Origin of the sequence: Ruegeria sp. HKCCD6119 (assembly GCF_013110585.1) — a bacterium.
In the GTDB taxonomy this organism is placed as follows: domain Bacteria; phylum Pseudomonadota; class Alphaproteobacteria; order Rhodobacterales; family Rhodobacteraceae; genus Ruegeria.
The window spans coordinates 66,075-78,023 of the sequence record NZ_WVQV01000009.1; the positions used below are offsets into that span (position 1 = coordinate 66,075).

The window sequence follows — 11,949 nt, forward strand, 5'->3', positions numbered from 1 at the left end:
CTTTTTTGTTCAGCGCTTTTTCAGGGGTAAGGCCTAGAAAATTGTCCGGCGGCGGGACAGAAGGACAAGCCCCCCCGCCCCGCAGCCGGACCGGCGCTATCCGCGCCAAGAAATCGCTTAGATAGAGCAAGGAAATGCTCCTTATCAGGTCTTTAGTTCTTGATGTCGCCAAGCGCGCCCAGAAATAAACCGAGTGCTTGTGCATGTTTCTCGATCGAAACCATGCCATTCTTGGGTTGTTTGTACCCTGTCTATTTCTTGACGGGTGACAATGGCGGTCCTTCGGGCGGTGGCGGCACATTCAAAATTTCGGTTTGAGAAACTGAGCGGAAGCGCCGTGGTAGAACTGTCGCTTTCAGAAGCGTTTCTTGATTTGTCACCATTTCCTGTTCCATCAAGCGCAGTAGGTGAGCCACGCGTCCAGATGCGCTCAGAATGTCCTCAATCGAAACTTCTTCATTCATTGAAACGGCCCAAATCAGCTGATTCAACTCGCGCTCGGCGGCAAAAAGGTGCTGGTGAATTCTGCTCAGCTTTGGAAAATACAGCCGAACAAGCATAACCATATTTTTTCCGTGGATGAGGCCATAAACGTTTAGATCATCGGCCTCCTCAAGTTCCTTTTTAGATACCAGACACCCTCCTGCAATTGATGCAAGGATCTTAAACAAGCGAGTGTTTCGCTCTCCGATCTCATTCAGCATCATGTAGAGATCTTCAAGTTTGGGCTGGAGAAATTGTACCCTTTGTTGTCGCCTCGAAAAAATCTGGTTCGACAACAATACCAGCATGGCGACCGTTGCTGCAATTATCGCAGACAGCAGCGAAGTAAATGTTGATGGGTTTTGCAAAATAGATTCAAAGAGCTCTTTCAATGTTTGCCTCGTTTTCATGGCGACGAGCCAAACCCGTTGGGGCCAAGGTCTCGTTAGACATTTGTGTCTTTTATGGCGGAATGGCACAACACCACGTGACGGTATGCATCTGAAATTGGCCTTGCGATAGGAGAGTTTGCAAGTGGTCACAGGTCTTTCGCCGATTGAGAATGGTGGATTCCTGCTTGACTGAAGCCCTAGAATTTTCCAGCGGCGAGGCAGGAGCAGGACTGGCAACAGCCCCACAGGGGCGGCGGAACTAATCTTGGGGGCATTCTCGTCGCGATGGAGTAAGTCGGATTTCGCTTCCGTCATGAAAGCCACCCTAACAACTTGAAAAACAACCACTATTCGTGCCAACCGTCACCGGGAGCGCTAATCGGGAGGCATGGAATGCAGGAATTCACGCGCGAAGAACTCTACGAGCTCGCTTGGCAGAAACCAATGGCCCGGTTGGCCCAAGAGTTTGGTCTATCTGACCAAGGCTTGGCCAAGATTTGTGCCAAGCATGCGATACCTCGTCCTCCACGGGGGTACTGGGCCAAGCTCGAAGCGGGCAAGCCCGTGGAAAAGACAGCCTTGCCCCCACAACCGGATGGAGTTTCCCGGGTGATCCGGATAGCCGGACCGAGCCAGTTCAAGGCGAAGGCGATGGAAAACGCTTCGAACGTAAGGAAAGCGGCGAAAGTCGTTGGCGAGGTCACCATCCCGGGCACGCTGCGGGCTCTTCACCCCGTTGTATCTGCCTGGGTATCGGATCACCGGGAAGAGCAAGCGAAACGGCGCGCAGAGCATCGTGCGAATAGACACGATACCTGGTGGGTCACACGGGTTCCCATCGACCTCACGGAACGGGATCGTTACCGCTTCCGGGTCACGAGCGCGCTTTTGAAGTCCTTCGAGGCCGCGGGTGGGCGCGCCCTCGAGGGAAATGTTCGGGGCAAACTCACGCCCGACGCATCGGGAGAGCGGTTTGAAATGTCCGTGGTCGAGAAAATGCGGCAGTTCAGGGGAAAGCCCTCGGAAGAGCCCGGGGACTGGACCGCCTTTCCCCATTTTCACGGCGGCAACCTTGCGCCGACGGGTTACCTTCGCTTCACGATAACTACCTATATCGGCGAGGGCATGAGAAAGGAGTGGCTGGAAACCCAAAAGTCGCTGGCCCCGAAGATCCTTCCCTCGGTGGTCGCAGGATTGCTCGCGGTGGGGCCAGCCCTGGTGGAACGGCGGCGTGACCGCGAGGATTGGCAGCGGCGCTACGAGGAAGAACAGCGAGAACGCGCGGAACGTCAACGCCTAGCGCGCCTGGAGGAAGAACGATGGGAGCGGTTCAGGTCGCTCGCATCCGACTGGCACGAAGTTCAGCGCTTGCGATCCTTCATGGCCGCACTCGAGCAAAAAGGCGACCACGTGGCTGCAGAAATCGATGGAATGACCCGAGCTGAATGGCTTGCCTGGGCGCGCAATCGGATCGATGGCATGGACCCACTCAAGTTAAGCTCGAAAGGCTGATCTTGGCCCTGCGCAAACAGTTCCAAGACACCTGGTCGAAACTGGCCCTGCCCGCCCTTGGCATCGGTGTTGCATGAACTGCTGGTCGCATGTGTCTCATCGAGGGCAAAGGGAGCGTGGCAAGGATCTTCCCCTGTCACGTCACCGCTGGTGCCGGACATTCCCCGCGGAACAAGATCCAGGCCCCCTACCCTTCTCCGTTGCGCTGCGCCGCTGGTGCCCTCGATGCTTAGACACCTGCCGGATGACCATCATTGCAACAACAGCCAAGGGAGCAAGCAATGACCACCAACTCGATCAAGTTTGAAACCGCCGACATCGCGAAGGCCAAGGGTGCGGGTTCGATCTCCACGCTAACGTTCGACATCGATATCACGGTTGAGCCCGTGACGAGCGACAAATTGATGTCGCCAACCCACCGCGTCCTGGGCCGGTCGCCGCGCGGCCGCCTCGTGGAGTGTGGCGGGATCTGGAAGAAACAGAACCGCGAGACGGGTGCGGACTACTTTACTCTGACGATCCGCGATTTCGGTTTCAACGCAAACCTCGGTAAGGCCGCTCACCAGCACGACGAAACACTTCAAGCCGTGATTCCATGGGGTCCAAAAGACGGCTGAACAATGCCTCCGGCGGGGCCTATTTGCCCTGCCGGAGGGTTTACAGCTGTAAACCCTCGTGGTTATCTTGGCAGTGCATGTAGTCTATTCCTGCCTAACTAGACACTATATAGGCGAAAAATCTTGACTTAAGCGGGTGAATCACACCTTTTATCCCCAAGTGGCGCGAAAAAGGCCACATTTTTGAATTTGGGGCAACCACATGATTCCCGTGACACCACTTGATACCGAAAGGCCATCAGCCCTCGCAACCGAGATTTCGGAACGGTTGAACGCCGCGATTAGGGAGCATTTGCTCGCGGCCTTCGCTCCCGACAATACCAAGTCCCTACGCAGCTTCGCGGCCCCCGAGGTAGCCGAGTTGCTTGGTGTTTCCGGCCAATTCATGCGCAAGGTGCACGCCGAGGGCACGGTTCCCGAGCCAAGTGATATCCGGGCTGGCCGCCGCTACTACTCCGCGCAGGAAATCTGGAATGCGCGTGACATCCTCGAGCGATCCTCTCGTACGAAGGGCCGCTACGTGCCCCGGCGATCCCCGGGAGAAAAGCTGCAAGTCTGGCAGCTCATGAACTTCAAGGGCGGATCGAGCAAGAGTACAACGACCATACACCTCGCCCATTACTTTGCACTTCGAGGCTACCGGGTGCTAGCCGTGGACCTCGACCCGCAAGGTTCCTTGACCTCGATGTGTGGGATCAGCCCGGAAATCGAGTTCGATGGGCTCACGATCTACGACGCGATCCGCTACGATGATCCCGTGGACATGGCGCAAGTCGTTCAGGAAACCTATTTCCCGGGCCTGTCCATCGCGCCCTCGCGGTTGATCCTCTCCGAGTTCGAAACGGAATCCGCCGTTCACTCGAACCCAGACCAGCCGTTTTTCACGCGTATTCGCAATGCGCTTGCCCAGGTTGAAGGAGATTTCGACCTGGTCCTGGTGGATAGTCCTCCCCAGCTCGGTTTCCTTACCATCGCGGGTATGGCTGCCGCGAGCTCGTTGGTCGTGCCGCTCACGCCGTCCATGTTGGACGTATCGTCCACCGCGCAGTTCTTGGAACTCGCCGGCGCGTACATGGGCGTTATCGAGGACGCAGGTGCAACGCTGCAATACGATCACTTCAAGTTCCTCGTCACGCGAGACGAGCCCACCGATGTGCCCTCGCAACAACTCACTTCGTTCATGCGCGCACTGTTCCAGGAAAGGGTCATGTCGGCGACCGCGTTGAAGAGCACGGCGATCAGTGATGCCACGATGCTGAAGCAATCGATTTACGAGGTCGTGCGCTCCGAGATGACACGGGCGACATACGATCGCGCCAAGGGATCGATGGATGCCGTTGGCAACGAGGTCGAGCGCATGATCCACCAAGCATGGGGACGTTCGTAATGGCCAGGAAATCACTGCAGGAAATGTCTGGTATCGCGAGCACGATCGCTCGGTCGGGTGCGAAGCCAACAGACAAGGTCGCGAAAACGAGCGCACCCGCGCTAGGAGCGCTGCAGGGGTCGCTCGCCGCGATACGCGAAATCGATCCCGCCCTCGTGGATGACTGGGGGCCGGCGGACCGGTTGGACGAGTTTACAGCTGTAAACCCGGAAGATGACGGTGAAAGCTTCGAAGCACTGAAAAATAGCATTCGGGAGGGTGGCCAACAAGTTCCGATCCTGGTGCGGCGTTCGAATACGGAGGGCCGTTTCGAGGCGATTTATGGCCGCCGGCGCCTAAAGGCCTGCCGCGATCTCGGCATCAAGGTTCGCGCGAATGTTCAGGATCTCGATGACGCGACCGCTCTCTTGGCAAAAGGGCTGGAGAATGCCGCTCGCCGAAACCTTTCGTTTTACGAGAAAGCGCGGTTCGCGGAGGCCATTCTCGAGGCCGGGCATGATAGTGCGACGGTCAAGCAGGTCCTGAACTTGTCAAAGTCGGGCCTGTCACATCTCGCAAAGGTAACCCAAAACGTTCCGGCGAAAGTTGGCGATCTCGTTGGGTCGGCGCCCAAGTCTGGTCGGCCGAAATGGACAGCCCTGGCGGAGCTTTTCATTGCCGGGAAACTGACCGAACAGGCCGCACTCAAGTTCTTGGAAAATAGCGGACCCGCCTTGGGGTCCGACGACAGGCTGGAGGCGTTGCTCAAGGAAGCAACTCGTCGCGGCGCCCGGCAGGGGAGCGGTACGACCGAGGTCAACCCGGTGGACGGCGTGACGATCAAGACGGGTCGCGGGTCGCTGTCCATGTCGGTGAAGAAATCCGGCGCAAGCGCGGGATTCGCCGAGTGGTTGGACGAGAACCTGGCCGACATCATCAAGAAATACTACGCTGAGTTTACAGCTGTAAACCAGCGGGATGAAAACTGAGGACGAGCAGAAAGGAGGAAGGCGAGCAAGTAAAAACCCCCGAAACCGGAGCTTCGAGGGCTGCTGCGCAAAGCGCAATTCTTAGATTAGACACCTAGAATCTAGCAGTCACCGAATCACCACACAAGAGAAAACGCTCCTGGGCGAACGGGTTTTCTATGCCTGCCAGATAAAAAATGACAGGATTTAGCGATGTCCCAAGCGGGGCAACCGGGACTCCCATGTCTCGGAGCGGTGGAGATATGCCCGGAGGCAATCAACCATCGGGATGGAGAAAGGCAACCGCTGGTCTCGCCGTCGCGGAGCGGCATGCGAAAGCCGGCGAACGGGTTGCCGTACCCAAAACTCAAGCCTTCGTTGCCGTTAAGCGCGTGGGCGCCCATATTGGCCTCAAGGCCGGTGACATGCTGCTTCTCGATACGCTTGGGGCGTTCACCCAAGGACAGGATTGGGAAGAGGGGCAGCGTCCGATCGTTTGGGCGTCCAACGCTTACCTGGTGGAGCAGACGGGCTTCTCGCTCTCTGCGCTCAAGCGCCATGCCCGGCGCTTGGCCGAGATCGGGGTGATTTCCTTCAAGGATAGCCCCAATGGCAAGCGGTGGGGCCACAGGGACGCAGACGGGCGCATCATCGAGGCCTACGGCTTTGATCTGTCGCCGCTCTCCGCCCGTGTCGAAGAATTCGAGCAGCTCCATACCGAACTGCAAGCCGAGCGCGAGCTCTGCCAGCGCCTGAAGCGCCAGATCACGGTTGCGCGCCGAATGATCCGTGCCCGGATCGAAGCGGCGTCTCACGCGGCGCTGAGAGGGCCCTGGGAGCATCTTGCAGGGCTGTTCGAGGATCTCCTGGGCCGTCTTCCGCGCCGGAACACCGCCTCTGGGACGCTTGAGCGGCTCCTGGCATGGTTCAGGGAGCTGCAGGAGCGCGTCGAGGCGACCTATCTCAATGCAATTCGGGCGGATGAGGTTGTGGAAAACACGGCTGAAACCACCGAACAAGTCAGTGAAAAGACTCAAGAATTGAACCCCAGGGAGGTCAATTCTGAACCTCATATACTAATTACAACCCAACTTAATCCTGTAACCTGTAATCGCTCAGAAACTGAGCAAGCGGCGGGCGTGGTGCCCAATGCGCCACCGGAAGAGCGGGTTGATAGGGAGTTGGAAGATTGGGTTGCCGAGACGCGGAAAAAACGCGGTGCAGCGCTTGATTTGCCGACGGTGATGCAGGCTTGCCCTGAATTCGCATCCTGGGCGCGCAACATGGGCGGTTACCTGCAGGATTGGGGCGATCTGCACCGGGTTGCCGGGCAGTTGAGGCCGATGATTGGCGTTTCAGAACACGCTTGGAATCTCGCGCAGGACCGGCTTGGACCTCAAATCGCGACAGCAGCCCTGGTTCTGACCTTCGACAAGCACTGTGCAGGCGAAGTGGCGTCTCCGGGCGGCTACTTGCGTGGCATTGTGCAAAAGGCCGGGGCAGGGGAGTTGCATCTCGAGCGCAGTTTCTACGGTAGGCTCAGCGGACAGGCGGCGTGATGGATCAGAGGATTAGAGTCCAGCAGCCTTGGTCAGGTTCACCCGGAACCGATCCCGGCGGCGCTGGTAGCGGCGGGTCATCTCGGCCGAAGCGTGCCCGAGCTGCTTCTGGACATAGCGTTCATCGACCTCGGCGGAACTGGCTAGCCCGGCGCGCAAGCTGTGGCCCGAGAACAGGGCGAGGCGGTCTTTCTCGGGGAGTTCTGCGCGGATGCCGGATTTCAGCACGGTCGCCTTGATAAGTCGTGCGACATGTTTGTCTGACAGGCGCGCTTCCAAGGCCTTTTTTCCATCGCGAGTGGTCCGTACGAAGACAGGCCCGAAATCGATCTTGGCGAAATGCAGCCACTCATTCAGCGCATGCACCGGACAGGTTTGGTCCGAAGATCCGCAGCCGATCTCTACTTCACGCCAGCCGGTCTTGGCATTCAGATTCAGCACTGCGCCGTTATCGAGGGTTTCGATCCAGCCACCCGAATCCAGGGTGTCATCCTTGCCGACATCGAGGCTGACAATTTCTGAGCGTCTGAGTCCACCGGCATATCCCAGGAGGAGGATCGCCCTGTCCCTGAGCCCTCGCAGGTCGAAACCCAAGGTGGCGACCATGGCGAGGATATCCTCGGGCAGGATGGCCTCTTTCTGCACTGGCGGGCGGGCATGTCTGCGCTTGATCCCGGCCAGCACGGTCGCGATATGGCGGTCCTTTCGGTTGAGGGTGAATCCACGCTGCGCGTAGTTCCAGGCAAGTCCGGACAGGCGGCGGTCTATCGTACTGACGGAAAGAGCAGGGGAGGGGCCTGTCGGCGCGGCGAGATCGGTCAGATACAAGCCGATCATTTCCGGCGACGGGGGGAGGGGGTCTGTTCCCTTGAGCCTGCACCAGCGCGTGAAGTGTTTCCAATCGGCGGCGTAGGCCTTGTTGGTATTCTCGGCCGTCGAGGCCCTGGCGTAGTCGCGCGCCGTGTCGACCAGCCGGTCGAGGGTGCCGGAGCCGGCGACATGCGCAGGTAGGGTGATTTGATCGCCCCCATAAGACTCTCTCTCGTCACGCTCGTCTTCGTTTGACGCACCAGAGGACGCTGAACTCGAAATCTTGGGCTCTGGGGGCTGGTTTTTTGGTGTTTCTTCCATGCTTCGAAGCATACTTTAAATATGTCCGATAATTCAACATTATTGGACATAGATAAGAGCGACAAGGTGGGGCGGTTTCTACACTATATTGTGGTGGAAAGCGCCGCCATGGGATAGTCTTGTGGCATGACATACGCCCGGCATGATCACATAGACGACCCTGACACCCTACCTCGGATGCCCTCTTGGGTCACCTCGACACGCGCGGAAACCCTTGAAGATGTGGCCTTTTTGTCAGGTGCGGCGCTCAGCCACCTGCATCTTGTGTTGAACCTGGAAGAGGTCCCCCAGAGCTTGTTGCGTGAGAGGTTGGCGCTACGTGCGGCGGAGGCCTGCGTTGCCCATTCAGGGCGGCCAGAAAGGGTAGGGGAGCTGCGGGATGCAGTTCAACTGCTGCGCCCCGGCGATTTGCCGGGACCCGCAGGGGAAACCTACCTGTCCTGGCGGCGGGCCGTGGAGCGGCCGACCTCGGTTAGGGCGCTGCGTCGCGCCTTGCCTACTATCGAGGCTGGGCAGATTGCCGAATGGCTGGATGTCGGGCAGGGCGCTCCGGTGACCCGCGCCGCGATGGTGTTGGAAACCGTGTTGGCCGACGTACCGCGTCAGGATGTGGCGGCATTGGTTCTGGCGGATGCCGCGCTGGCACAGGCGCTCGGTTGGAACTATGTCCTGCCGTTCCTGGCGCCCGGTCTCAAGCGGACCGACTTGAGAAAGGGCGGCACAGAGCTGGGAATGGCCTGTCATCGTGCCGTGACCAAGTCGGCAATCGAGGTCGTACGGCTTGCCTCGGAACTGGAGCGCCGGACAGCGCATTTGAAAGAGGTCGCGCCAAGGCTCCGGGCCAAGGGCGCCGGGGACGCCGTTGATATGTTCCTGGCTCGCGATGCCGTGGCCCCTTCGGCCTTGCCCTTGCCGGATCGCGCCGCGCGGCGGCTTTGCGACCGGCTGGTTGACCTCGGCGCGATCTATGAACTTACGGGTCGCGATACCTTCCGGCTCTACGGGGTGTAGAGATGGCCAAAGACCATGCCGAACCCGACCTTGATAGAGAGCTCGAGGAATTGCCCACGGAATTGCGCTGGCGCGAATGGATGCGCCGGATCGAGGCGGTTCTGTTCGCCTCTGCGTCACCAGTATCGCGCGAAGACCTCGCCCGCGTGGTGGGACAGGAGGTTTCAGTAGACCTCCTCGTCGAGGATCTCGTGGCCGACCTTGAAGGAAGAGCCTTCGAACTCGCCGAGGTCGCAGGTGGTTGGATGTTCCGTACACGCGCCGCCTATGCTCCCGCGATCCGGTCGGCGGCCGACGTTGGAGATCAATTGCTGGACTTATCCGAATTCGACGTCGCGGTGTTGGCCGCCATTGCCTACCACCAGCCGATCACCCGCGATGGGCTGAAGGACATATTCGGCAAGGAGATCAGTCGTGACCTGGTAGGTCGATTACATGACCGGGGCCTGGTTGGAACAGGACCCCGTGCGCCCCGGCGCGGGGCTCCGTACACGTTCGTGACCACCGAGCAGTTCCTGGTCACCTTTGGGTTGGAAACCCTACGCGACCTACCCGACCGTGAGCAACTCGACGATGCCGGTTTCTCTAGCCGTGCTGGCTAGCCATCTCGCGCGTCGTGCTCGTCTTCGAGCGTGACAATGCTTTGCGAAACGAAAGGGTGAAAGTCGGGCAACAGTGACATGATGCTTCCGTCTTCTTGGAGGAATTCATGCGCCGCCCCCGCTATGAGACCTGGATCAAGTGGAATACGTGCATTCGGGTTGTGTAGGACCACCATTCCCTCCACCCATGTCTCGGTCGATCTTGGCCCAACTTCTTCTTCGAACGGTGTTGGAAAGGGGGCCTGCGAATTGTTGTCGTTACGTTTCATTCCCATGCGTACCATCTTGACCCGCGGATCGCCGAACCCGGCCGCTATGCCCAGTCGGTTGAACTTGGTGATGGTGCCCTGTGGATTGATCAAAACGGCACTGACGTTCTCGGAACCCGCGAGGTCAAAGAACCCAGATTGCGCCCGTTTCCTTCCGTGGCGGTGCGTACCAATCCTGGCAATCTTGCATTCACCTCCCTCCATCCAGTGCCGTACTCCGAAGACGTATTCCGTGGCCGCGGGCGTCAGGTACCTCATGGAACCCTGGAGATGAAAATCCTGCACGGCGATACAAAAGGGAATGTCCCCGGTGCCTGCTTGTTCCCAGTAAGGTGGCCTGTGATTGAGCTTTGACCTGAGAGCCGTGGAAAGCCGGATCGGAACGTAGTTCTCGAGGTATGCCTTGAATGCCTCGGGATCTTCGGGCACCGCGTTTGGCCCAGCACTGGATGGGTTCACGCTCGTGGCTTCGATGGCGAGACTTCCCTGGTTTCCCCGTAAGACGAAATCAGGGGTCGGACCTTGGCCCACGCGAACGAAACCAAGCTCGTTGAAAGTCGCGAATAGGTAGAGTTCCCAGAGCAGGGAATCCCAGCCAGCCGCTTGGAACTTTTGCACGAAGTTTCCATCTACGTCTTCGTGGTAACGCATCATGGCCGCGATTATTTCCCGTGCGGGCGAGTACCTTCTGTCTTCGAGCAACATGCGGAAGGACGGGTGGAAACGATCCTCGTCGATCACGGGCACAAAGAAATCAACGGCGGGGCCGGTTTCATCGCCCTGGTGAAAGGCCTCGTCGGGCTTGGCCGCGTTTAGTGCCATGGCTTGCATGAGCGCGTCGTAGGCTTCGCGGGAAGTCGCGTAAGAAGTGTTGGCTTGGACCGCCCGAAACCGATCGGCGGCATCGCGCCCGAAAACCGCCCAACCGTAGTCATCGTCAACCCGGTCCCAAACGAGCGTGCCGAGAACGCGCTCTCCGGGATCGCTGAACCAATCCAATTCCTTCGTTAGCAACGTGATCGCGGGATGCCGCGTGTAGCCCGCCAGGGCCTCGAACCGGCGACGATCCAACTGGGTCATTATCATTTTCTCGATTCATGTCCCTGCTAGTCTTTTGCCAATCGAGACATTCGATAGACCCCGGTAATCCGTCGGCCATGAACGTGTAGGCACCATTGAAAGCAACCCTCTTCAAAACCCAGGGTTGACTCGTTTCGCAACGAGTGCCCTAATAAATTCGTTTTAACAACGGTAAAAAACTAGTCGTTTCATGGAAATTCATTATGAAGAAGAGAATAGGGTTATTTCTTACAGCCATTGTCGCGTTTTCGTGGATGGGAACCGTACAAGCCGGGACTAACGCGGATTACGCTTCGGCCAATATCAATGTTCCCGATGGCGAGATTTGCCAACCCGACGACGTGATGAGGGCACTCAAGGAACGTTTCCTTGTTGCCCCGGTAGACCTAGAGGTTAGGGGCCTGTCGAACAGAATTCCCCTGCAGCTTGACGACGTAGGCTCCCACGGCGAAACACGCGTTGGTGCGGACGGGCAACCTAGGTTTCATGCCGGTACCGATTTACTCGCGGATGAGAACGAGCCCGTGTTCGCTGTTGCCGATGGCCTCGTCGTGGCGGAGGGGAATAGCAACATACTCGGCAACTACGTGATCCTCAGGGTGCTCGTCGCGGTTCCTCCGCTGAAGGCTTGCGTGAACGATTTCTTATATGCCCACCTATCCGAAACGGCCGGGTTGTCCGGCAAAGAGGTAACGGCTGGAACTACCCTTGGCAAAGTTGGCCGGACCGGGAACGTCGCGGGGACTCCCACGCACCTGCATATTGAATATTGGACGAGGAGCTACCTTTCGGGCGCGCAGAATCGAAAGGATTGGACGCGCGACCTGATCGACCTCTTCTCCTGGTAAAGGTTGTCTAGCCGCCTGCCGGCGGCCGGAAAATGGCAAAACGCATGAGAACGGGGCTGCCGTTTGTTTTTACCCGAATTCCCATGTCGGGTGTCGCAATTGGCGTGCTGA

At 58.4% G+C, this 11,949-nt stretch carries 11 protein-coding genes; 8 read left to right on the forward strand and 3 right to left on the reverse strand.

Annotated elements, in window-relative coordinates:
* Positions 1 to 251: 251 nt before the first annotated feature.
* The gene (locus GS611_RS16925) at positions 252 to 1,190 is read right to left on the reverse strand and encodes a hypothetical protein (RefSeq protein ID WP_171120047.1); all 939 of its coding nucleotides are present in this window, start codon (positions 1,188 to 1,190) and stop codon (positions 252 to 254) included.
* 78 nt (positions 1,191 to 1,268) lie between these two features.
* On the opposite strand from GS611_RS16925, the gene GS611_RS16930 reads away from it, so the two are divergent.
* From GS611_RS16930 to repC, 5 genes are all read left to right on the forward strand, one after another.
* Complete coding sequence (locus GS611_RS16930; RefSeq protein WP_171120048.1) at positions 1,269 to 2,387, forward strand: hypothetical protein; 1,119 nt, start codon at positions 1,269 to 1,271, stop codon at positions 2,385 to 2,387.
* Positions 2,388 to 2,668: 281 nt separating this feature from the next.
* Complete coding sequence (locus GS611_RS16935) at positions 2,669 to 3,004, forward strand: DUF736 family protein (protein ID WP_171120049.1); 336 nt, start codon at positions 2,669 to 2,671, stop codon at positions 3,002 to 3,004.
* Positions 3,005 to 3,206: 202 nt separating this feature from the next.
* Positions 3,207 to 4,391 (forward strand): plasmid partitioning protein RepA, encoded by a 1,185-nt coding sequence (gene repA / locus GS611_RS16940; RefSeq protein ID WP_171120050.1) that lies wholly within the window; start codon positions 3,207 to 3,209, stop codon positions 4,389 to 4,391.
* Positions 4,391 to 5,359 carry a plasmid partitioning protein RepB gene (repB, locus tag GS611_RS16945; RefSeq protein ID WP_171120051.1) on the forward strand — a complete coding sequence of 323 codons (969 nt, stop codon included), beginning with the start codon at positions 4,391 to 4,393 and terminating at the stop codon, positions 5,357 to 5,359. Before repA ends, repB begins: the two co-directional genes overlap by 1 nt.
* Positions 5,360 to 5,601: 242 nt before the next feature.
* Entirely contained in the window at positions 5,602 to 6,897 is a 1,296-nt protein-coding gene (gene repC, locus GS611_RS16950; protein WP_171120052.1) for a plasmid replication protein RepC, read from the forward strand.
* Between the two features lie 12 nt (positions 6,898 to 6,909).
* On the opposite strand, the gene GS611_RS16955 is transcribed toward repC, so the two are convergent.
* Positions 6,910 to 8,028, reverse strand: coding sequence for a tyrosine-type recombinase/integrase (locus GS611_RS16955; RefSeq protein WP_171120078.1), 1,119 nt, complete (start codon positions 8,026 to 8,028; stop codon positions 6,910 to 6,912).
* Positions 8,029 to 8,154: 126 nt separating this feature from the next.
* Between GS611_RS16955 and GS611_RS16960 the strand changes: the two genes are divergently transcribed.
* Complete coding sequence (locus GS611_RS16960; RefSeq protein WP_171637505.1) at positions 8,155 to 9,039, forward strand: DUF1403 family protein; 885 nt, start codon at positions 8,155 to 8,157, stop codon at positions 9,037 to 9,039.
* A gap of 2 nt (positions 9,040 to 9,041) precedes the next feature.
* Positions 9,042 to 9,641 (forward strand): SMC-Scp complex subunit ScpB, encoded by a 600-nt coding sequence (locus GS611_RS16965; RefSeq protein ID WP_171120054.1) that lies wholly within the window; start codon positions 9,042 to 9,044, stop codon positions 9,639 to 9,641.
* On the opposite strand, the gene GS611_RS16970 is transcribed toward GS611_RS16965, so the two are convergent.
* Positions 9,638 to 10,990 carry a hypothetical protein gene (locus GS611_RS16970; RefSeq protein WP_253285097.1) on the reverse strand — a complete coding sequence of 451 codons (1,353 nt, stop codon included), beginning with the start codon at positions 10,988 to 10,990 and terminating at the stop codon, positions 9,638 to 9,640. The two genes, GS611_RS16965 and GS611_RS16970, sit on opposite strands and share 4 nt — an antisense overlap.
* Positions 10,991 to 11,193: 203 nt before the next feature.
* Between GS611_RS16970 and GS611_RS16975 the strand changes: the two genes are divergently transcribed.
* Positions 11,194 to 11,838, forward strand: a complete 645-nt coding sequence (locus GS611_RS16975; protein WP_171120056.1) for a M23 family metallopeptidase — start codon at positions 11,194 to 11,196, stop codon at positions 11,836 to 11,838.
* Positions 11,839 to 11,949 lie beyond the last annotated feature (111 nt).

Excerpts from the sequence above, each read along its gene's own strand:
- GS611_RS16955 (WP_171120078.1), bottom strand. The coding sequence starts at position 8,028 with ATGGAAGAAACACCAAAAAACCAGCCCCCAGAGCCCAAGATTTCGAGT.
- GS611_RS16960 (WP_171637505.1), top strand. The coding sequence starts at position 8,155 with ATGACATACGCCCGGCATGATCACATAGACGACCCTGACACCCTACCT.
- GS611_RS16935 (WP_171120049.1), top strand. The coding sequence starts at position 2,669 with ATGACCACCAACTCGATCAAGTTTGAAACCGCCGACATCGCGAAGGCC.
- GS611_RS16925 (WP_171120047.1), bottom strand. The coding sequence starts at position 1,190 with ATGACGGAAGCGAAATCCGACTTACTCCATCGCGACGAGAATGCCCCC.
- repA (WP_171120050.1), top strand. The coding sequence starts at position 3,207 with ATGATTCCCGTGACACCACTTGATACCGAAAGGCCATCAGCCCTCGCA.
- GS611_RS16970 (WP_253285097.1), bottom strand. The coding sequence starts at position 10,990 with ATGACCCAGTTGGATCGTCGCCGGTTCGAGGCCCTGGCGGGCTACACG.
- GS611_RS16965 (WP_171120054.1), top strand. The coding sequence starts at position 9,042 with ATGGCCAAAGACCATGCCGAACCCGACCTTGATAGAGAGCTCGAGGAA.
- GS611_RS16930 (WP_171120048.1), top strand. The coding sequence starts at position 1,269 with ATGCAGGAATTCACGCGCGAAGAACTCTACGAGCTCGCTTGGCAGAAA.
- repB (WP_171120051.1), top strand. The coding sequence starts at position 4,391 with ATGGCCAGGAAATCACTGCAGGAAATGTCTGGTATCGCGAGCACGATC.
- repC (WP_171120052.1), top strand. The coding sequence starts at position 5,602 with ATGCCCGGAGGCAATCAACCATCGGGATGGAGAAAGGCAACCGCTGGT.
- GS611_RS16975 (WP_171120056.1), top strand. The coding sequence starts at position 11,194 with ATGAAGAAGAGAATAGGGTTATTTCTTACAGCCATTGTCGCGTTTTCG.